The organism is Streptomyces populi, assembly GCF_002911015.1.
Classification (GTDB): Bacteria; Actinomycetota; Actinomycetes; order Streptomycetales; family Streptomycetaceae; genus Streptomyces; species Streptomyces populi.
Map to the genome: position 1 here is coordinate 1 of NZ_KZ626979.1, position 21,034 is coordinate 21,034.

Here is a 21,034-nt window from a genome sequence, read left to right on the forward strand (position 1 = left end):
TGGTCAGTTCGCGGCAGACGGCGGCGCGCCGCTGGGTGCCGAAGACCTCCGCCATGGCGGCGAGGGTGTCGTCGAGCCGGTGGGGCGCCTCGAAGTAGACGAGCGTCCGGCGCTCCTCGGCGACCTCCCGCAGCCGCGACAGGCGCTCGCCGGCCTTCCTGGGCAGGAAGCCCTCGAAGCAGAAGCGGTCGACGGGCAGGCCGGACAGCGCGAGCGCGGTGAGCACGGCGGACGGGCCGGGCACGGCGGTGACCTTGATGTCCTTCTCCACCGCGGCCGCGACCAGCCGGTAGCCGGGGTCCGACACGGACGGCATCCCGGCGTCGGTCACCAGCAGGACCCGCGCCCCGCCGGCCAGCGCCTCGACGAGCTCCGGGGTCCGGGCGGCCTCGTTGCCCTCGAAGTACGAGACGATCCGCCCGGCCGGCTGGACACCGAGGGCCTGGGTGAGCCGGCGCAGCCTTCGGGTGTCCTCGGCGGCGACGACATCGGCCCCGGCCAGTTCCGCCGCGAGCCGTGGCGGCGCGTCGGAGATGTCGCCGATGGGGGTACCTGCCAGCACAAGGATTCCTGTCACGGCTCCATCCTCGCAGGGGCCCGGTCCGGCAGGCTCATCCGATCCGAAGGGCCCGTGCACGGGACTCCCACAGACCTGTTCCCTACGATGGCGCGGTGACCAGTACCGCGTCCTCCACGGACACCCGGCAGGGGCAGGGCCAGGCCGCCGACGACCGGCGGCCGTCGTGGCAGCAGCGGCTGCGCCGATTCGGCTACACGGCGCCGCCCCGAAGTGATGTGCGCGACCGGCTCGTACCGCCGTACGCCCAGCCAGGCCCCGGAATCTGGGCCGCGCTCGGGCTGCGTCAGGAGGTCGCCGACCGTTTCAACCGCTGGTCGGGCTGGGTGGGCCCGCTCCTGGTGACCCTGCTCGCCGGGTTGCTGCGGTTCTGGAACCTGGGCAGCCCGAAGGCGGTGATATTCGACGAGACGTACTACGCCAAGGACGCCTGGGCGCTCTTCCACCGCGGCTACGAGGTCAACTGGGCCAAGGACGCCAACGACCTGATCCTGCAGAACAACGGGCACGTCCGGATCCCGAGCGACGCCGCCTATGTCGTGCACCCGCCGGTCGGCAAGTACGTCATCGGGCTCGGCGAGTGGATGTTCGGCTTCAACCCGTTCGGCTGGCGCTTCATGACGGCGCTGCTCGGCACGCTGTCGGTGCTGCTGCTGTGCCGGATCGGGCGCCGGCTGTTCCGCTCGACGTTCCTCGGCTGCCTCGCGGGCCTGCTGATGGCGGTGGACGGGCTGCACTTCGTGATGAGCCGCACCTCGCTGCTCGACGGCGTGCTGATGTTCTTCGTGCTGGCGGCCTTCGGCTGCCTGGTCGTCGACCGCGACAAGGCGCGGGCCAGGCTGGCGGCGGCGCTGCCCGCCGACGAGAACGGCGTCGTCCGCCCCGACGCGCACATCGCCGAGACGACATGGCTGGGCTGGCGGCCCTGGCGCTGGACGGCGGGCCTGATGCTGGGCCTGGCCATCGGCACCAAGTGGAACGGGCTGTACGTCCTGGCCGCGTTCTGCGTGATGGCGGTCCTGTGGGACGCGGCCTCGCGCCGGGTCGCGGGCGCCCGGCAGCCCTACCTGAGGTGGGCCCTGTGGCGTGACACGATCATCACGTTCCTGGCGACGGTCCCGGTCGCCCTGTCCGTGTACCTGGTCTCCTGGACCGGCTGGATCCTGTCGCCGGACAACGGCAAGGGCGGCTACTTCCGCAACTGGGCCGTGACGGACGGCAGGGGCGGCAACTGGACCCTCCTCCCGGACTGGCTGCGCAGCCTGTGGCACTACGAGCACGAGGTCTACAAGTTCCACGTCGGGCTGTCGTCGCCGCACACCTACCAGTCCAACCCGTGGAGCTGGATCGTCCTCGGCCGCCCGGTCTCGTACTTCTACGAGTCCCCGCTGCCCGGCAAGGACGGCTGTCCCGCGAGCGCGGGCGACAAGTGCGCCCGTGAGGTGCTCGCGCTCGGCACGCCGCTGCTGTGGTGGGCCGCCTGTCTGGCGATCCTCTACGTGCTGTGGCGCTGGGTCTTCCGCCGCGACTGGCGGGCGGGCGCCATCGCCTGCGGCGTCGCGGCCGGCTACCTCCCCTGGTTCCTGTACCAGGAGCGCACGATCTTCTTCTTCTACGCCGTCGTCTTCGTGCCGTTCCTGTGCCTGGCCGTCACGATGATGATCGGCGCGATCCTCGGGCCGCCCGGCTCCGGGGAACGCCGCCGCGTCGTCGGCGCGGCGGGAGCGGGCGTCCTGGTCCTCCTGATCCTGTGGAACTTCATCTACTTCTGGCCCCTGTACACGGGCACGGCCATCCCGATCGACCAGTGGCGGTCGCGGATGTGGCTGGACACCTGGGTCTAGCCGGCCGGACACACGACGAGGGCACGGCTTCCCGCCGTGCCCTCGTCGTCGTTCTCCGGCCGGGCGGTGGAAGCCGTCACGGTCCGCCCGGCCGGAACCGTGTCCGGCTCCTCGACGGGCGGCTCCGGATCGACCACGTCGGGCGGCACCGCACAGGGCTCCATGGCCGGCACCGGCGCGGGCGCGCCGCCCTGGTGCGCGACCGCCGCGGGAGGGGCGTCGGCCCTCGGCGCCGCCCTGTCCGTCCTCGCACGGCGACGCGCCCGCTGAGGCGCGGAAACCCGCGGACACGGTCGGCCGCGTAGGTCCGGGGCGCCCCGGCCGACCAGGGCGAACAGACGGGCCTGTCCGTGAACTTCCTTCACGGAAAAGCCCGTTGGCCATGGCTAACGATTCGGCGAAGGTCTGCACCACGAGCACCACCCGCATTTAGAGTGCAGGATGAACCGACTTTTCTGAACGCGTTCAGAAGTTCGGGAGGGGTTCACCGGGAGGGATTCGCACGATGCGCAAGGGGGCCAGGGCTGCCGTCATCGGCAGTGTGTTCGCGGTGATGGTGGGCGGTGCCGGGTACGGCGCCTACAACGTCGTGACGGCGATCAGCGGGAGCGACGGGACGGGAGCCGACGGACCCGCCGAGGTGAAGACCGGGCCGCCCAGCGGCGCCGAGGTCAAGGAGGCCAGCCGCGCGTTCTTCGCGGCCTGGGAGAAGGGCGACGCGGCGAAGGCGGCCGCGTACACGAACTACGCGTCGAGCGCCGAGGGGCTGCTCGCCGGCTACCGCGACGACGCGCATCTGACCGACGTGAGGATCACCCCGGGCGCCGCGTCCGGGGCCCGGGTGCCGTTCTCCGTCAAGGCCATGGTGTCGTACGACGGGAAGAGCAAGCCGCTCGCGTACGACTCCGAGCTGACCGTCGTCCGCGGCGAGACCACCGGCAAGGCGCTGGTCGACTGGAAGCCCTCCGTCGTCCACCCGGAGCTGAAGGACGGCGACACCCTGGTCACGGGCGAGTCGGCGAGCCCGGCGATCGAGGCCGTGGACCGGAACAACGTTGTCCTGACGAAGGAGAAGTACCCGTCCCTGGGACCGATCCTGGACGCGCTCCGGGAGAAGTACGGCGACACGGCGGGCGGCACGCCCGGCATCGAGCTGGCGATCCGGCACGGGAGCGACAGCAGCGGCGACACGACCCTGCTCACGCTCGCCAAGGGGCGGGCGGGCAAGGTCCGCACGACACTCAGCGCGAGCGCGCAGGCCGCGGCGGAGAAGGCGGTCACCGGCTTCGCCGAGTCCTCCGTGGTGGCGGTGAAGCCCAGCACCGGAGAGGTCCTCGCCGTCGCCAACCACCGCGCGGACGGCTTCAACGCGGCCTTCCTCGGCAAACTCGCGCCCGGCTCCACGATGAAGATCATCAGCGCGGCGACCCTCATCGACAACGGCATCACGACGGCGAGCGGTCCCGCGCCCTGTCCGCCGGAGGCGACCTGGCAGAGCCAGACCTTCCACAACCTCACCGGCATGCGGCCACAGCTGAACGCCACGCTCTCCGACAGCTTCGCGCGCTCCTGCAACACCGCCTTCGTGAAGTACGCGGACGAGGTGAAGGTCGACTCGCTCACGAACGAGGCCGAGCAGCGCTTCGGGCTCGGGCAGAACAACTGGAAGACCGGCATCGAGTCCTTCGACGGCTCGGTGCCCGCCTCCGGCGGCCCCGACACCGCGGCCAACATGATCGGCCAGGGCCAGGTCCAGATGAGCCCGCTGAACATGGCGTCGGTGACGGCGACCGCGATGACGGGCGTCTTCCGGCAGCCGGTCATCGTGCCGCGCGCCCTCGACGACCGCGAGCTGGCCACCGCGAAGGGCCTGTCCGCCGGTACGGTCGCCCAGCTCCGCTCGATGATGAACCGCACGGCCGTCAGCGGCACCGCGGCCCAGGCGATGACGGGGCTCGGCGGCAGCATCGGGGCCAAGACCGGCTCCGCCGAGGTCGACGGCCAGACGAAGTCCAACAGCTGGTTCACCGGGTACCGCAACGACATGGCGGCCGCCGCCATGACCCAGGAGGGCGGTCACGGAGGACAGGCGGCCGGTCCGATCGTCGCAGCTGTGCTACGAACAGGCGGCTGAAGTCGCTCCGCACAGGACGGGACTCTAGGGTGGTGCCTCTCGTCGATGCACGAGAGGCACGGGGGCATCACGGGGCACCAGGGGACGGCGGAGGACCAAGGCTGTGGGCAAGAGAAGGCGCGTCGCCGAGCGACGGAGGACGAGGCAGCCCGCCGTGCTCGGCGGGGTGATCGCCGTGGCCGTCGTCGGCGGAGCGCTGGGCGCCTACAGCCTCTACGGCAGCGGGGCGGCGGCCGACGAGGGGGTCACGGCCAGCACCCGCAAGGCCGTCAAGACGGGCCCGGTGACGGCGGCCGAGATCAGAATGGCGTCCACCGCCTTCCTGAACGCCTGGCAGAGCGGCGACGCCACCCGGGCGGCCGCGTCGACCGACGACCCGTCCGCCGCCACGACCGTGCTGACCGGCTTCACCAAGGACGCCCGCATCAGCGGCGTGACCCTGACCCCCGGCACGTGGTCGGGCGCCGACGTCCCCTTCACCGTCAAGGCAACCGTCACCTACAAGGGCATCACCAAGCCGCTGTCGTACAGCTCGAAGATGACCGTCGTGCGGCGGGCGAAGGACGGCGTGGCACTGGTCGGCTGGAAGCCGTCCGTCGTCCACCCCGACCTCCAGGACGGCGACCGGCTGGTGACCGGCGAGGCCGGGACGCCGCCGGTCACCGCCCTCGACCGCAAGGGCGGTGAGCTGACCGCCGCCAAGTACCCCTCCCTCGGCACGGTCCTCGACGGACTGCGCGAGAAGTTCGGCAAGACGGCCGGCGGCAAGGCGGGCATCGAACTGCGCGTGGTCCGCAAGGCCGCGGCGAAGGGCACCCAGAAGACCCCCGACAAGACCCTGCTGACGCTCAGCGAGGGCACACCGGGCAAGGTGCGGACGACCCTCAGCCCGACCCTCCAGGCGAAGGCCGAACAACTGGTGACCACGAAGCCCAAGGCGTCGGTGGTCCTGATGCGCCCCTCGACGGGCGAGATCCTCGCCGTCGCGAACAGCAGCCACGGCTTCAACACCGCCTTCCAGGGCTCGCTGGCACCCGGCTCCACGATGAAGGTCATCACGGCGTCGATGCTCTTCGAGAAGGGCCTCGCCTCCCCCGACAAGAAGCACCCCTGTCCGAAGACGGCGACGTACGGCGGGTGGAAGTTCCACAACGACGACGACTTCGAGATCAAGAACGGCACGTTCAAGGCGAGCTTCGCGCGGTCCTGCAACACGGCCTTCATCACCCAGGCCAAGAAGCTGAAGGACGACGACCTGACCAAGCAGGCCCAGCAGGTCTTCGGCCTGGGCCTGAACAACTGGGCCATCGGCGTGCCCTCGGCGGACGGCTCGGTGCCGGTGCAGAGCGCCGCGCAGATGGCCGCCGAACTGATGGGCCAGGGCGGGGTCCGCATGAACCCGCTGAACATGGCGTCCGTCGCCTCCACGGTCAAGTCCGGCACCTTCCACCAGCCGTACCTGGTCGCCGCGTCGGTCGATCACCGCACGCTGGCCACGGCGTCCCGCACGATGTCCGCGACCACGCTCGCCCAGCTGCGCGAGGTCATGCAGTACACGGCCGCCGCCGGCACCGCCGCCGAGGCCATGGCCGGACTCGGCCCCGACTACGGCGCCAAGACCGGCTCCGCCGAGGTCGACGGCCAGAAGCAGCCCAACGGCTGGTTCACGGCGTGGAAGGGCGACCTGGCGGGAGCCGGCGTCGTCCAGCAGGGCGGCCACGGCGGCAGCACCGCGGGCCCGATCGTGGCGGCCCTCCTGAAGGCGGGCAGCGGCGGCTGACCGGGGCGGGAGGCGCGACGACCGGCCGGGACCCGGTCGCGTGAGTCGTACACCGACCGCTAGCGTGCCGTGCATGAACGTCACCGACCAGAACGCCGACGGGGAGCAGTCCCCCGTCGTGAACGACACCGACCCCCTTTTCGCCGAGGCCCTGCGGGAGCTGGGTCTCGGCGAGGTGATCGGACGGGTCCGGCGCTTCCCCGACACGGCCCGCACCACCGCCGAGGCCGCCGCGGCGATCGGCTGCGAGCCGAGCCAGATCTGCAAGTCGCTGTTCTTCGCGGCGGACGGGGTCCCGGTGCTGGTGCTGCTGGACGGCTCGGCGCACGTCGGCATGGAGCTCGTGCGGCGGGAGCTCGGCGCCGAGAAGCTGACCCGGGCCGGGGGCCGCCTTGTGCGGGAGTCGACCGGATACGGGCCCGGCGCCGTGCCTCCCTTCGGGCACCGCACGAAGACCCGCGTCCTGGTGGACCGTTCACTGCTCGGCCACGACACGGTGTGGGCCTCCGCGGGCACCCCGTTCACCGTCTTCCCGATGGACCCGAAGAGCCTGATCGCGCACGCGGACGGCACGCTGGTGGACGTACGCGAGCCGATGGCGTGACGCCGCTCGTCGCCGCGGCCGTGCTGCTCGCCGCGGTCACCCACGCCGGCTGGAACGCGCTCGCCCACCGCATCGAGGACAAACTCGTCGGCTTCACCCTGATCGCCGGCGGCGGCGTGCTGGTCGGCCTGGCCATGGCACCGTTCGCGCCCCTCCCCGCGTCCGGGGCGTGGCCGTACCTGATCGCCTCGGCCTTCGTCCACGTCGCCTACACGCTCCTGCTGATGCGCTCCTTCCGGCTCGGCGACTTCGGGCAGGCGTACCCGATCGCGCGCGGCACCGCTCCGCTGCTCGTCACGGTGCCGGCGGCCCTCTTCGCGCACGAGGTGCCCGACCGCTGGGCGGCCTCGGGCGTCGCGCTGTCCTGCGCGGGACTGACCGGTGTCGCGCTGTGGGGTCTGCGCGGCCGGCGCCCGAACTGGCCGGCGATCGGCGCGGCGCTCGCGACCGGGGTGACGATCGCCGGGTACACCGTCGTCGACGGCCTGGGCGTACGCGCCTCCGGCACCTCCCTCGGGTACATCGCCTGGCTGATGGCGCTCCAGGGCGTGGCCGTCCCCGCCTACATGCTCTACCGCCGGCGCGGCGGGACGCTCGCGCTGCTCAGGCCGCACGCCGCCGTCGGCCTCCTCGGCGCGGCCCTCTCCGTCGCGGCCTACGGCCTGGTCCTGTGGGCCCAGACCCGCGCCGAACTGGCCCCGGTGGCGGCGCTGCGGGAGTCCTCGATCATCGTCGGGGCGGCCATCGGCGCGGTCTTCTTCAAGGAGCGCTTCGGCGCGCCCCGGATCGCGGCGGCGGGTGTTCTGGTCGTCGGGATCGGGCTGATGCTGCACACGGGGGCCGGGTGAGCCGCCGCGGGGCCGTTGTCAGTGGCTCCCCGTAGTGTGCGAAGCCTAGGCCGGACCGAGATGCCCCCGCGCGGGGCCCGCGGCCAAGGGGGGCGGGTATGGGTGTAGTGCCCCGGAAGCCATCCCGGGCGTGAAAGAGTCAAGCCGCGCCCCGCCCCCCTCCTCCGGCCGGAGGGAAGCAGGAACGGGCGGCCGGGGGAGCTCGGTGTCCTCCGGCCGGAGAGAGCGGGCCGGGCGGTTACGCCGTGATCGCCGTGCGCACCGCCCGGATCAGTGCCTGGGCCCGCGCGTCCGCCGTCACGCTCTTGCGGAAGCCGTTGGTGACGTAGCCGAAGGCGATGCCCGACTCGGGGTCGGCGAAGCCGAGGGCGCCGCCGCGGCCGGGGTGGCCGAAGGAGCCCGGGGAGAGCAGCGGCGCGGCCCCGCCGTGGAGCATGTGGCCGAGGCCGAAGCGGGTGTTGACGACGAGGACCCGGTCGGGCCCCGCGGACTGTTCCGTCCGTGCGGCCGCCAGCGTCTCCGGGGTGAAGAGACGGACGCCGTCCACCTCGCCGATCAGCGCGGCGTAGAAGCGGGCGAGACCGTCGGCGGTGGCGATGCCGTTCGAGGCGGGCAGGACGGCCGCGCGGTAGGCGGGGTCGTTCTCGTCGGGCATCGGGGTGATCGCGGCGAAGGCGCGCCGGGTGAGGCTCGCCGGGTCGGCGTACGCCTCGGAGACCGTTCGCTTGGGGCGGGTCCTGAGGCCGCCCGGCGTGGCCGGTGCCTCGATCTGCGCGACCCGGCCGACCCGGCCGGCCACCGCCTCCGGAAGCCCGATCCACAGGTCGAGGCCCAGCGGCCGGGCCAGTTCCTCCGCGACCCACCGGCCGATCGTGCGGCCGGTCACGCGCCGGACCAGCTCGCCGGTCAGCCAGCTGTACGTCTGCGCGTGGTACCCGTGCTCGGTCCCGGGCTCCCACACCGGCGTCTGCGCGGCCACCGCGGCGGCCGCGAGGTCGGGGTCGGCGGCCTCGGCGGGGGTGAGCGGGCGGTCGAGGACGGGGACCCCGGCCCGGTGCGCGAGCAGGTGCCGTACGCGCGTGCGCTCCTTGCCGTGGGCCTTGTACTCGGGCCAGTGGACGCCGACCGGGGCGTCCAGGTCGAGCTGTCCCCGCTGGGCGAGCAGCAGGAGCACGGCGGCGGCGACGCCCTTCGTCGCGGAGCGCACGATCTGCGCGGTGTCCCGCTCCCAGGGCTCGGTGCCGTCGACGTCCCGGGTGCCGCCCCACAGGTCGACGACCTTGCGCCCCTCGCGGTACACGGTGACGGCGGCACCCCGGTCCCCGAGCGCCGCGAAGTTGGCCGCGAACGCCTCCCGGACCGGTTCGAAGCCCTCCGCCACTGTGCCGTTCACGTCCACGTCCGCGCTCCCTGTCGCCTCACGATGTCGATAGTGAGTGGAACACGTGCCCGCGGCCTTCGATTCCTAGGAGGGCTAGCCCAGCAGGATCGTGACCTCGATGTTGCCGCGGGTGGCGTTCGAGTACGGGCAGACCTCGTGCGCCGCGTCCACGAGCTTGGCCGCCACGTCCGCGTCGAGGACGGGGAGGGAGACGCTCAGGGCGACCGCCAGTCCGTAGCCGTGCTGCTTGTTGGGGCCGATCCCGACCTTGGCCGCGACCGTGGAGCCGGTGAGGTCGAGGCCGGCTCGGCGGCCGACCAGCACCAGCGCGTTGTGGAAGCAGGCGCTGAACCCGGCCGCGAACAGCTGCTCCGGGTTCGTTCCGTTCCCGTCGCCGCCCAGCGCCGGGGGCATCGCGACCTTCAGTTCGAGCTGCCCGTCCTGGCTGGTCACATAGCCGTTCCGGCCGCCGTGCGCGGTCGCCTCGGCGACGTACATGATCTTCGTCGGACGGGTGTCGACTGCGGCGCCGTCGATCACGGCAGTACCTCCCCCAGAATGGGCAACAGAAGCTCGTGCACAAGTGCATCGTGCACAAGGTACTGGCCGGTATGGAGCGGGGTAAGCCCCGGGTCGCCATCGGATCGATCACCCCGGTCACCAGGGCCACCGAGGTCACCGGGGCCGCACCGCGATCACCAGGGCCACCGCGATCACCGGTCAGCCGCTCCGGCCCCGGTCCGGCGGGGACGGGGCCGCCGCGTGCGCGGGAGGGGTCAGCGGCCCCGCGCCGTCGCGCCCTGCGCGCGTTCCGTCAGCCGCCGCAGCTCCTCGCGCAGGCGCGTGACGTCGGCCTCGTCCAGGCCCGTCGCCGTCAGCAGCGCCTGTGGCACGTCCTCCGCGCGTTCCCTGAGCACTTCGCCGCGCCCGGTGAGGGCGACGCGCACCGAGCGCTCGTCGTGCGCCGAGCGCTCACGGCGTACGAGCCCCGCCGACTCCAGCCGCTTGAGCAGCGGCGACATCGTGCCGTAGTCGAGCTGCAAGGCGGCGCCCAGTTCCTTGACCGTGGTCTCGCCGCGCTCCCACAGCACCAGCAGGACGAGGTACTGCGGGTAGGTGAGGCCGAGCTCCTCCAGCAGCGGGCGGTACGCGGCGGTCACGGCCCGCTGGGCGGCGTACAGCGCGAAGCACAGCTGGTCGTCGAGCAGCAGCGACCCGGCCGGCGGCCCGACGTCCTCTTGTTTCGTCACGCCCCCATTGTCACGGAGCGCGGGTCGAACCCGAAGGGCAGCTCCAGGCGGTGGGTGCGCATGAGCTCGTCGTCGGAGAGGAGGTCGCCGGTGCCGCCGTCGGCGACGATCACGCCGTCGCTGAGGACGAGGGAGCGGGGGCACAGTTCGAGGGCGTACGGCAGGTCGTGGGTGACCATGAGGACGGTGACGTCCAACGAGCGCAGGATGTCCGCGAGCTCGCGCCGGGAGGCGGGGTCGAGATTGGAGGAGGGTTCGTCGAGGACGAGGATCTCCGGCTCCATCGCCAGCACCGTCGCGACGGCGACCCGGCGGCGCTGCCCGAAGGACAGGTGGTGCGGCGGGCGGTCGGCGAACGCCTCCATGCCGACCTGCTCCAGCGCGATGCGGACGCGCTCCTCCAGCTCGGCGCCCTTCATGCCCGCGGCGGCCGGTCCGAACGCCACGTCCTCGCGCACGGTCGGCATGAACAGCTGGTCGTCCGGGTCCTGGAAGACGATGCCGACCCTGCGCCGGATCTCCGCCATGTGCCGCTTGCCGACCGGGAGTCCGGCGACCGTCACCGTTCCGGCGCCGCCGGTCAGGATGCCGTTGAGGTGCAGGACGAGGGTGGTCTTGCCGGCGCCGTTCGGGCCGAGCAGGGCGACGCGCTCGCCGCGCCCGATCCTGAAGTCCACGCCGAACAGGGCCTGGTGCCCGTCCGGGTAGGCGAACGCGAGGCCGGAGACCTCGAGAGAGGGTGCGGCAGGGGTCACAGCGTCCATCCCAACAGACATACGGCGAGGGCGGCGAAGGGCAGGGCGAGGGCGTACGACCACTGCGCCCGGGACGCGGTCACCTCGTCGATCACGGGCATGGAACCGGCGTACCCCCGGCTCACCATGGCCAGGTGCACGCGTTCCCCGCGTTCGTAGGAGCGGATGAACAGCGCGCCCGCCGACTTCGCGAGCACGCCCCAGTGGCGTACCCCGCTCGCCTCGAAGCCGCGCGACTCGCGCGCGATCCGCATGCGCCGCATCTCGTCGGTGATGACGTCGCCGTAGCGGATCATGAAGGAGGCGATCTGCACGAGGAGCGGCGGGAGCCTCAGCCGCTGGAGGCCGAGGAGCAGTTCACGCAGTCCGGTCGTGGAGGCGAGCAGGACGGAGGCGGCGACGCCGAGGGTGCCCTTGGCGAGGACGTTCCAGGCGCCCCACAGGCCGTCGACGCTCAGGGACAGTCCCAGCACGTCCACCCGTTCGCCCTCCGCCACGAACGGCATGAGCACCGCGAACGCGACGAACGGGACCTCGATCAGGAGCCGCCGCAGCAGGACGCCCGCCGGGACGCGGGCCCGGTGGGCGACCACGGCCAGCAGCACGGCGTACAGCGCGAACGCCCACATCGCCTCGCGCGGGGTGGAGACGACCACGACCACGAAGGCGAGGGTGGCGGCGAGCTTGGTGTGCGGCGGCAGGGCGTGCACGGGCGAGTGCCCGTGCACGTACAGCTTGTGCGCGTGGCCCGCCCCCACCTCAGACGCCTTCCGGCACGGAGGCGGGCGAGGTGTCGGCCGGGCGCCGCCTGCGGACCGCCCAGAAGACGCCGGTGCCCGCGACGACGGTGACGCCGACGCCGATCACCCCGGCGAGGCCGCCGGAGAGGCGGGCGTCGGAGACGTCCTTGACGCCGTACCCGGCGAGCGGCGAGTCCTCGGAGGCGTGCGCCTTCGCCTTCGCGTCGATGCCCTTGTCCTTGGCGACCTTCTCCAGGCCGTCGGGGCTCGCGGAGGCGTAGAAGCTGACGAACCCGGCGAGGACGAGGGAGGTGACCAGGCCGGTGATCCACACCTTGCGGTGCGAGGAGCGGGCCGGGGCCGGGGCGGTGGCCGCAGGGGCGTCGACGAGCTCCCCGTTCACCCGCAGCTTGAGCCGCTGCTGGAGACCGCGGGCCCCGTACACGAGGTCGGGCCGCACCGCGATGACGGCGCCGACGGTGAGCGCCGTGATCACGGCCTCGCCGACGCCGATGAGGACGTGGACGCCGACCATGGCCGTGGCGACCTTGGAGATCGCGATGTCGGTGGTGCCGCCGACCGCGTAGATGAGCGTGAAGGCGACGGCGGCGGCCGGGACGGAGAGCAGCGCGGCGGCGAAGGACGCGACGGTGACCGAACTCCGCTTGCGGGGCAGTACCTTCACCAGCGTCCGGAAGACCGCGTACGAGACGACCGTGGTGACGATCGCCATGTCGGTGACGTTCACGCCGAGCGCGGTGAGGCCGCCGTCCGCGAAGAGGATGCCCTGCATGAGCAGGACCACGGAGACGCAGAGGACGCCCGTGAAGGGGCCGACGAGGATCGCGGCCAGGGCGCCGCCGAGCAGGTGTCCGCTGGTCCCGGCGGCGACCGGGAAGTTCAGCATCTGCACGGCGAAGATGAAGGCGGCGACCAGGCCGGCGAGCGGCGCGGTCCGTTCGTCGAGTTCGCGGCGGGCACCCCGCAGGCTCACGGCGACGGCGCCGGCGGCGACCACGCCTGCGGCCGCGGAGACCGGGGCATTGATGAATCCGTCAGGAACATGCACCGTCCGATGATAGTGCCTTGTTGCGAACGACTTGCAAGAGCGAGAAAACGCGAACAGCCCCCGACAGGCAGGCGCGCGGGAGCAGTCCGCGGGAGCAGCGCGCGGGAAACGGCCCACGGAGGCGATCACGGGGGCGGTCCACAGAGGCGGTCACGGGGGCGCGGTCCACGGAGGCGGTCGCGGGGGGGGCGGTCCACGAGAGTGGTCGCGGGGGGTGCGGGGGGCGGTCCACGGGAGCGGCCACGGGAGTGGTTCGCGAGTGCCGGAGGCCCGGAACGGCCCCGGCAGCCGCGACCGCCGTCACACACATGCGCCCGCCGCGGCCGGGCAGACGTTCCGGAGAGGGGGTCGCGGGCGGCCGGAGAGCGGTTTCCGCGAGATGTGCGACATTGGAGATGTGACGGGACTCACATCCTCCACTTAGGTGACGCAGTGTAAGGAGTCGGTTCATGCACGCCGTCGAACAGTACGCACGCGCTCATATCGTGACGGACACCGCCGACTCCGCCGACGACGAGCACCGGGCCGTCCCGGTGGCCCTCCGGTACGACCCGGCCACGGACCCCCGCCAGGTGCGCATCACACTGCCCGGCCCCCATGAATGGACCTTCGACCGCGAACTGCTGGAGCGGGGTCTGCGTGTTCCCGTCGACAGCGGCGGCGTACGCATCTGGCCGTGCGGCCGCGTCCAGGCCGTCCTGGAGTTCCACTCGACGCAAGGGGTGGCGGTCGTACAGCTCGACACGAAGGCGCTCATGCGCTTCCTCCGGCGTACGTACACGGCCGCCATGCCGGTGGCCCACTGAAGGACGCCCGCCCGGACCCCCGCCGAGGCGTCGGCGGGGCTTCCCGCACACGCGAAGAGGCCCTTCCGTCGCCGGAAGGGCCTCAAGAGTCCCGGGAGCCCCAGGAGCCAGGAACCTCAGGGGCCGAGGATCACCCGCGGATCAGACGCCGACCAGCTTCCGGTCGTGGTCCCCGTCGTCCGTCCTCTCGTCGAGCGCGCGCAGGCCCTCGCCCTCGACGTCGACGTTCGGCAGCAGGCGGTCCAGCCACTTCGGCAGCCACCAGGCCCGCTTGCCGAGCAGCGCGAGCACCGCCGGGACGAGGGCCATCCGCACGACGAACGCGTCGAAGAAGACGGCGATGGCGAGCCCGAAGCCGATCATCTTGATCATCGACTCGCTGGAGCCGATGAACCCGGAGAACACGGCGATCATGATGACGGCGGCGGCCGTGACGACCCGGGCGCCGTGCTTGAACCCGGTCACGATCGCCTGGCCGGGCTTCTCGCCGTGGACGAAGGCCTCCCGCATGCGGGTCACGAGGAACACCTCGTAGTCCATGGCCAGACCGAAGACCACGCCCACCATGAAGATCGGCATCATCGACATGATCGGGCCGGTCTCCTCGACGCCCATCAGGCCCGACAGCCAGCCCCACTGGAAGACCGCGACGACCGCGCCGAGGGCCGCCGTCACGCTGAGCAGGAAGCCGAGGGCCGCCTTCAGCGGGACGAGGATCGAGCGGAACACGATGATCAGCAGCAGGAAGGCGAGGCCGACGACGAGCGCGAGGTACGGGATCAGCGCGTCGTTGAGCTTCTGCGAGAAGTCGATGTTCATGGCCGTGGAGCCGGTGACGAGCACCGTCGCGTCCGTGTCGGCCTTGATGCCGGCGCCCGCGCCGCGGATCGTGTGGACCAGGTCCTCGGTCGTGACGGAGGACGGCTTCGAGTCGGGGATCACCGTGATCATCGCGGTGTCCCCGGCCTTGTTGGGGGCCGCCGGGCTCACGCTCACGACACCCTTGAGGTCCTCGATCTTGTCGTGCACCGTGCTGAACGCCGTCTTGGGCGCGTCGCTCGCCTTCGCGTCGACGACGACCATCAGCGGGCCGTTGAAGCCGGGGCCGAAGCCGTCGGAGAGCAGATCGTAGGCGCGGCGCTGTGTGGTGGACACCGGCTGCGAACCGTCGTCGGGCAGGCCCAGCTGGAGCGAGGCCGCCGGGACCGCGGCCGCGCCGAGGCCGATCACGCCGAGCAGCAGCACCGCGAGCGGGCGGCGGACGACGAAGCTCGCCCAGCGCGTGCCCATGTTGGGCTTGTCCGCCTTCTTCGCGGCACGCCCGCCGCCGAGCAGCTTGCTCTTCTGTCCGGCCGGCTGGACCCTGCGGCCCACGTAACCGAGCAGCGCGGGGACCAGCGTCAGTGCGATGAGGACGGCGATGACGACCGTGCCCGCCGCCGCGACACCCATCTTCGTGAGCATCGGGATGTTGACGACCGACAGTCCGACCAGCGCGATCACGACGGTCAGTCCGGCGAAGACCACGGCCGAGCCCGCCGTGCCGACGGCCCGTCCGGCCGCTTCCTCGCGCTCGCGGCCCTCGGCCAGTTCGGCCCGGTAGCGGGAGACGATGAAGAGGGCGTAGTCGATGCCGACCGCGAGGCCGATCATCATCGCGAGGGTGGAGGTGGTGGAGCCGAGGTCGAGCGCGCTGGCGAGCGCGGTGATCGTCGAGACGCCGATGCCGACGCCGATCAGCGCGGTCAGCAGCGGCAGTCCGGCCGCGATCAGGGACCCGAAGGTGATGACGAGGACGACCGCGGCGATCGCGATGCCGATGACCTCGCTGGAGCCGGTCTCGGGCGTCGCCTGGAGCGCGTCACCGCCGACCTCGACGGTCAGGCCCGAGTGCCGCGCATCCTCGGCGGCCGCCTCCAGGGCGTCCTTCGAGGCGTCCTTCAGCTCCATGCCGGAGACCTCGTAGCGCACCGAGGCGTAGGCGATCGTCCCGTCCTTGCTCACGGCGTGGACCTTGAACGGGTCGGTGACGGAGGTGACCTCGGAACCGGTGCCGAGCACCTTGACGGCCTTCTTGACCGCCGCCTTGTTGTCCTTGTCCGCCATCTTCTCGCCGGCGGGGGCCTTGAAGACGACCCGCGCGGTCGCTCCGTCGGCGCTCATTCCGGGGAAGCGGCTCTCCAGCAGGTCGAAGGCCTTCTGCGCCTCGGTGCCGGGGATCGAGAAGGAGGACGATCCCGCGACGGGCGCGGAGGCGGCGCCGACACCCGCGAGCGTCAGCAGCGCCACCCATATCAGGGCGGCGAAGTGCCGTCGCCTGAAGGCGAGTCGGCCGAGTTTGTAGAGGAACGTGGCCACGAGGGCGTACTCCCGGTCAGGTCGTGGGAAGGGCAAGGGGCTGGTGTGATCACCCGTGTGGGGGCAGGGGGGATCAGCCCGACGACGTGAGCGGCGCGTCAGGTGCGGCTGCGGGGATCCGCAGGGTGGAGCAGGGGAAGGAGTGGGACGTCAGGCGCCGAGAGCGGGGAGGACCACGGCGTCGACATACGAATGCAGGAAGGCCTGGGTCGGCGGGAGTTCGTCGATCATGGTGCGGGCCGCGAAGGCGCCGATGAGCATGTGCATCACGTACTCGATCGCCGGGTTGTCCGCACGGATCTCACCTCGGTCGACACCGCGCTGGAGCACCCGGCGCAGCTCTTCCATCTCCGGCTCGATCAGCCACTCGCGGAACGCCTTCAGCAGGTCCGGATTCCCGTGCGCCGCCATGGCCAGGCCCCGCATCAGCGCGGAGTCCTGCTCCATCTGGCAGTCGTCCTGGCGCAGGGCCAGGGCGTGGAAGTCGCCCCGCAGGCTCCCGGTGTCCATGTCGGAGAACTTCAGCGGCTTCAGGTGCCGCAGGGCTTTCACGACGAGCTCGGCCTTCCCGCCCCACTGGCGGTAGAGGGTGGCCTTGCTGGAACGGGTGCGGGCCGCGACGGCGTCCATCGTGAGGGCGTCGTAGCCGACCTCCCGAAGCAGGTCGAGCACGGCCGCGTACAGCTCGGCCTCACGCTCGGGCGTGATCCGACTGCGTCGCGCCGTTGCGGCTTCAGCCATCCCACTCACCTCTCCCGCTTCGAACGACACGGATTCGTATGCCCTTGAAGATACCCCCCGACTCCAGCGAAACGAAACCGTTTCGTACGTGTGCTGGGTCACGCCGTTCGCCGACCGGGGCACGCACGCCACCGAACGCGCCCCGCGCGCACCTCCCATACCCCCGTCCGCGCCCACGTCCCACAACGCGCCCCCGCTTCCACGAGTTGCCGGGGTCACTCCAGCGGAAAAGCATGGGGAGGTGAGCCACGAGCACGAGAACGCGACCCCGGACGAGAACTCCCCCGGCTATCTGCGCTTCCCGCACCTGAGCGGCGACCGGCTGTGCTTCGTCACCGAGGACGACCTGTGGCTGGCCCCCCTCGACGGCCGCGGACGCGCCTGGCGGCTCACCGTCGACCGCACCAAGGTCGGCCACCCCCGCTTCTCCCCCGACGGCCGGCAGATCGCGTACACGAGCTGGCGCAGCCTGGTCCCGGAGATCCACCTGGCGCCGGTGGACGGCGGACCGGGCCGCCGGCTCACCTACTGGGGCAGCGCGGACACCCAGGTGTGCGGCTGGTCCCCCGACGGCGACATCCTCGCCGTCGCCTCGCACGGCCAGCCCTTCTCCTACTTCACCTGGGCCTACTCCGTCCTCACCGACGGCGACCCCGGACGCAAACTGCCCTGGGGCCCGGTCTCGGACATCGGCGTCGCCGACATCGGGGGCGAGCGGAAGACCCTGCTGCTCACCGGCACCCCGCCCCACGAGCCGGCCGCCTGGAAGCGCTACCGGGGCGGGGCGATGGGCCGCCTCTGGCTGCACGGCCGGCAACTGGTCGCCGAGCTCGGCGGTCATCTCGCCTGCCCGATGTTCGTCGGCGGGCGGATCGCGTTCCTCTCCGACCACGAGGGCATCGGCAACCTCTACTCGTGCTCGTACGACGGCTCCGACCTGCGCCGGCACACCGACCACGACGACTTCTACGCACGGCACGCCTCCTCGGACGGCACCAGGGTCGTCTACCAGTGCGCGGGCGACCTGTGGATCGTCGACAACCTGTCCCCCGAGTCGGTCCCCCGCCGCCTCGACGTCCTGCTGGGCGGTCCGCGCGCGGGACGGCGTGCGTACCCGGTGCCGGCCGCCCAGCACGTGGACGGCATCTCCGTGGACGAGACGGGCCGGGCCTGCGCCGTCGTCGTACGCGGCAGCCTGTACTGGCTCACCCATCGTGACGGCCCCGCGCGCACCATCGCGGACACCCCGGGCGTACGGGTCCGGCTCCCGGAGATGCTCGGCTCGGGCGGCCAGGTCGCCTACGTCACCGACGCGGAGGGCGAGGACGCCGTCGAGATCGCCTACCTGCCGCGCGCGACCGGGGCCCGCGAGCCGCGCCGCCTCGCCTCCGGCCTGCTGGGCCGCGTACAGGAGCTGGTGTCGGACCCGCAGGGCGAACGTCTCGCCATCGCCTCGAACGACGGACGGCTGCTCCTGCTCGACGCCACGGAGGAGCCCGGGGAGAACGCCGGTCTCGACCCGCGGACCGGACCCGAGCCCGAGGAGGGGGACGGGGACGGGGAGGGGGGAGGGGACGGCACGGCGGCCGAGGACGCGACAGGGGCGAAGGCGAAGGACCGGAAGAAGGCCAAGGCGAAGGACCGGAAAAGGGCGGAGGCGAAGGCAGAGGCAGAGGACGGCACCGGGGCCGGGTCCGGCACCGAGTCCGGGGCCGGGTCCGGGCCGGGTGAGGTCACCGAGCTCATCCGCTCCATCAACGGACCGGTGACGGACCTCGCCTTCTCCCCGGACGGCGCCTGGCTGACGTGGTCGCACCCCGGGATCGGACGCTCCCTGCGGCAGATCAAGATGGCGCGCATGAAGGACCGGCTGGTCGTCGACGTCACCAACGGCCGCTTCGAGGACGAGAACCCGGTGTTCACCCAGGACGGCCGCTATCTCGCCTTCCTGTCCTGGCGCGGCTTCGACCCCGTGTACGACGTGCACACCGGGGACCTGTCCTTCCCCCTCGGCTGCCGCCCCTACCTCGTCCCGCTGTCCTCCGCCACCCCCTCCCCCTTCGCGCTGAACCCCGACGGGCGGCCGGTCGCCGGAGGCCTCGACCCCCTCGAGGAGGGGCCCGGCGACGGCGGCGCGACGACCGTCGAACTGGAAGGCCTGGAGAGCCGGGTGACGCCCTTCCCGGTCACCGCCTCCAAGTACTCGGCGCTGTACCCCGTCGCGGGCGGCGGCCTGGTCTGGCTGCGCTGGCCGATCTCCGGCGCCCTGGGCGAGACGTTCGCCAACCCGGACGACACGACCGGCCGTCCCACGCTGGAGTACTTCAACATCACCAAGGCGAAGAAGTCCGAACTCGTCGACCATCTCGACTGGTTCGCGGTGAGCGGCGACGGCTCCCGGCTGGTCGTCGTCGACGAGGGCGACCTGCGCGCCGTGCCGTCCACCGAGTCCGGGGACAGCGACTCCACCGTCTGGATCGATCTGCGCCGCATCCTGCACGAGGTGGACCCCTGCGCCGAGTGGCGCCAGGCCTACGCGGAGGCCGGCCGCATCATCCGCGCCTACTACTGGGACCCCGACATGTGCGGCATCGACTGGGACGCGGTCCTGGAGCAGTACCGCCCCCTGGTCGAACGGGTCTCCTCCCCGGACGAGTTCGCGGACCTGCTGCGGGAGGTGCTCGGCGAACTGGGCACCTCGCACGCGTACGTGAGCCCCGCGCGCCGCAACGAGGGCCCGCCCCACTACCAACGCTGGCAGGGCCTGCTGGGCGCCAACTTCGTGTGCCGTGACGGCGGTTGGATGCTCAAGCGGATCCTGCCCGGCGACTCGTCCGACTCCAGGGCGCGATCGCCGCTGGCCGGTGCCGGCATCCGCGAGGGCGCGGTCCTCACCCATGTCGACGGGCGTCCCGTGGACCCGGTCACCGGACCGTACCCGCTGCTCGCGGGCGCGGGCGGCACGACGGTGGAGCTGACCTTCACCCCGGCGGAGGGCGAGGGCCGCTCACGCCGGGTGGCCGTGGTCCCGCTGATCGACGAACGCCCCCTGCGCTACCAGGACTGGGTGGCCAAACGCCGCCAGGTGGTGCGGGAGCTGAGCGGCGGGCACTGCGGTTACCTGCACATCCCGGACATGGGCGGCTCGGGCTGGGCCCAGTTCAACCGCGACCTGCGGATGGAGGTCTCGCGCCCGGCCCTCATCGTCGACGTGCGGGGCAACGCGGGCGGCCACATCAGCGAACTCGTGGTCGAGAAGCTCACGCGCACGATCCTCGGCTGGGACCTCACCCGCGACGCCCAGCCGGTGTCGTACGCCTCCAACGCCCCGCGCGGCCCGGTGGTGGCCCTGGCCGACGAGGCGACCTCCTCCGACGGCGACATGATCACCGCCGCCTTCAAACTGCTGAAGCTGGGCCCGGTCGTGGGGCAGCGCACCTGGGGCGGCGTGGTCGGCATGACCGGCCGGCACCGCCTCGGCGACGGCACGGTCATCACGGTGCCCATGAACGCCGCCTGGTTCGACGCGTACGGCTGGTCCGTCGAGAACCACGGCGTCGCACCGGACCTGGAGATCCTGCGCACCCCGCTCGACTGGGCGGAGGGCCGCCACGCCCAGCTGGACGACGCCATCCAGCTCTCCCTGGACCTGCTCCGCGTCCACCCCGCCGCCTCCCCGCCGGACCACTCGGACGTGCCCGACAGAAGAAGGCCGAAGCTCCCCCCGCGGCCGGACTGACCCGTCCGGCCTCCGGGGCCGGACCGCCCTCCGGGGCCGGACCGACGCCCGGCACGCGAACGGGGCGCCCTCCGAAGAGGGCGCCCCGTTCGGGCCGTGTGGGCGGACCGGTCAGGCGTCGTAGTCCTGGTCGAAGCGGTCCTGGGCCTCCCGCTGAGCGCGCTCCGACTCCGGCATCGCGCTGTCACGGCCGGCCGGGGAACGGCGGCTCGCCTCGTCCTGACGGCCTTCGGGGTGGCGGCCTTCGGGGCGCGTCTTCTTCTTCCCCTGCTGCTTCATCCGCTCGGCCTTGTCCTTGAACTGGTCCTGCATGCTCATGAGTTCACTCCTGTTGCGGGTGAGGGACGTGGCCCTCGGCCCCTTTCGATCGGGGGGCCGTCCGGGCCTCGACCAGACTGACACGCGGGA

Annotated in this window: 18 protein-coding genes; 8 read left to right on the forward strand and 10 right to left on the reverse strand. The window is 72.2% G+C overall.

The features are described 5' to 3' along the window. A partial coding sequence (rsmI, locus tag CW362_RS38080) for a 16S rRNA (cytidine(1402)-2'-O)-methyltransferase (protein WP_103554183.1) occupies positions 1 to 577 on the reverse strand: 577 nt, incomplete at its 3' end. A 95-nt stretch (positions 578 to 672) separates the two neighbouring features. On the opposite strand from rsmI, the gene CW362_RS38085 reads away from it, so the two are divergent. The 6 genes from CW362_RS38085 (at position 673) to CW362_RS38105 (ending at position 7,787) form a co-directional block, all read left to right on the forward strand. Continuing rightward, positions 673 to 2,421, forward strand: coding sequence for a dolichyl-phosphate-mannose--protein mannosyltransferase (locus CW362_RS38085; protein ID WP_103554168.1), 1,749 nt, complete (start codon positions 673 to 675; stop codon positions 2,419 to 2,421). 36 nt (positions 2,422 to 2,457) lie between these two features. Beyond that, on the forward strand, positions 2,458 to 2,691 hold the full coding sequence (locus tag CW362_RS43590; RefSeq protein WP_162684366.1) for a hypothetical protein: 234 nt from the start codon (positions 2,458 to 2,460) through the stop codon (positions 2,689 to 2,691). A gap of 235 nt (positions 2,692 to 2,926) precedes the next feature. Then, positions 2,927 to 4,555, forward strand: a complete 1,629-nt coding sequence (locus tag CW362_RS38090; protein WP_103554169.1) for a penicillin-binding transpeptidase domain-containing protein — start codon at positions 2,927 to 2,929, stop codon at positions 4,553 to 4,555. Positions 4,556 to 4,658: 103 nt separating this feature from the next. Continuing rightward, on the forward strand, positions 4,659 to 6,335 hold the full coding sequence (locus CW362_RS38095) for a penicillin-binding transpeptidase domain-containing protein (protein WP_103554170.1): 1,677 nt from the start codon (positions 4,659 to 4,661) through the stop codon (positions 6,333 to 6,335). 73 nt (positions 6,336 to 6,408) lie between these two features. Further along, positions 6,409 to 6,939 carry a YbaK/EbsC family protein gene (locus CW362_RS38100; RefSeq protein WP_103554171.1) on the forward strand — a complete coding sequence of 177 codons (531 nt, stop codon included), beginning with the start codon at positions 6,409 to 6,411 and terminating at the stop codon, positions 6,937 to 6,939. Beyond that, positions 6,936 to 7,787 carry an EamA family transporter gene (locus tag CW362_RS38105; RefSeq protein ID WP_103554172.1) on the forward strand — a complete coding sequence of 284 codons (852 nt, stop codon included), beginning with the start codon at positions 6,936 to 6,938 and terminating at the stop codon, positions 7,785 to 7,787. Before CW362_RS38100 ends, CW362_RS38105 begins: the two co-directional genes overlap by 4 nt. A gap of 238 nt (positions 7,788 to 8,025) precedes the next feature. On the opposite strand, the gene CW362_RS38110 is transcribed toward CW362_RS38105, so the two are convergent. From CW362_RS38110 to CW362_RS38135, 6 genes are all read right to left on the reverse strand, one after another. Next, positions 8,026 to 9,186: a serine hydrolase domain-containing protein gene (locus CW362_RS38110; protein ID WP_103554173.1), complete on the reverse strand. Its 1,161-nt coding sequence runs from the start codon at positions 9,184 to 9,186 to the stop codon at positions 8,026 to 8,028. 75 nt (positions 9,187 to 9,261) lie between these two features. Then, positions 9,262 to 9,708 (reverse strand): organic hydroperoxide resistance protein, encoded by a 447-nt coding sequence (locus tag CW362_RS38115; protein WP_276313744.1) that lies wholly within the window; start codon positions 9,706 to 9,708, stop codon positions 9,262 to 9,264. Between the two features lie 236 nt (positions 9,709 to 9,944). Then, positions 9,945 to 10,418 carry a MarR family winged helix-turn-helix transcriptional regulator gene (locus CW362_RS38120; protein WP_103554174.1) on the reverse strand — a complete coding sequence of 158 codons (474 nt, stop codon included), beginning with the start codon at positions 10,416 to 10,418 and terminating at the stop codon, positions 9,945 to 9,947. Continuing rightward, the gene (locus CW362_RS38125) at positions 10,415 to 11,182 is read right to left on the reverse strand and encodes an energy-coupling factor ABC transporter ATP-binding protein (RefSeq protein ID WP_103554175.1); all 768 of its coding nucleotides are present in this window, start codon (positions 11,180 to 11,182) and stop codon (positions 10,415 to 10,417) included. The genes CW362_RS38120 and CW362_RS38125 overlap by 4 nt, the downstream gene beginning before the upstream one ends. Further along, a complete protein-coding gene (cbiQ, locus tag CW362_RS38130; RefSeq protein WP_103554176.1) occupies positions 11,170 to 11,931 on the reverse strand; it encodes a cobalt ECF transporter T component CbiQ in 762 nt (253 codons plus the stop codon). Before cbiQ ends, CW362_RS38125 begins: the two co-directional genes overlap by 13 nt. A 1-nt stretch (position 11,932) precedes the next feature. Further along, a complete protein-coding gene (locus CW362_RS38135; protein ID WP_103554177.1) occupies positions 11,933 to 12,982 on the reverse strand; it encodes an energy-coupling factor ABC transporter permease in 1,050 nt (349 codons plus the stop codon). Between the two features lie 449 nt (positions 12,983 to 13,431). Here CW362_RS38135 and CW362_RS38140 point away from each other — a divergent pair, with 449 nt between their 5' ends. Further along, positions 13,432 to 13,788 (forward strand): SsgA family sporulation/cell division regulator, encoded by a 357-nt coding sequence (locus CW362_RS38140; RefSeq protein ID WP_103554178.1) that lies wholly within the window; start codon positions 13,432 to 13,434, stop codon positions 13,786 to 13,788. A 141-nt stretch (positions 13,789 to 13,929) separates the two neighbouring features. On the opposite strand, the gene CW362_RS38145 is transcribed toward CW362_RS38140, so the two are convergent. Continuing rightward, positions 13,930 to 16,146 (reverse strand): MMPL family transporter, encoded by a 2,217-nt coding sequence (locus tag CW362_RS38145; RefSeq protein WP_103554179.1) that lies wholly within the window; start codon positions 16,144 to 16,146, stop codon positions 13,930 to 13,932. A 150-nt stretch (positions 16,147 to 16,296) separates the two neighbouring features. Then, positions 16,297 to 16,887, reverse strand: a complete 591-nt coding sequence (locus tag CW362_RS38150) for a TetR/AcrR family transcriptional regulator (protein ID WP_103554180.1) — start codon at positions 16,885 to 16,887, stop codon at positions 16,297 to 16,299. A gap of 241 nt (positions 16,888 to 17,128) precedes the next feature. Between CW362_RS38150 and CW362_RS38155 the strand changes: the two genes are divergently transcribed. After that, entirely contained in the window at positions 17,129 to 20,626 is a 3,498-nt protein-coding gene (locus tag CW362_RS38155) for a S41 family peptidase (RefSeq protein WP_103554181.1), read from the forward strand. 111 nt (positions 20,627 to 20,737) lie between these two features. On the opposite strand, the gene CW362_RS38160 is transcribed toward CW362_RS38155, so the two are convergent. After that, positions 20,738 to 20,944 carry a hypothetical protein gene (locus CW362_RS38160; RefSeq protein ID WP_103554182.1) on the reverse strand — a complete coding sequence of 69 codons (207 nt, stop codon included), beginning with the start codon at positions 20,942 to 20,944 and terminating at the stop codon, positions 20,738 to 20,740. Positions 20,945 to 21,034 lie beyond the last annotated feature (90 nt).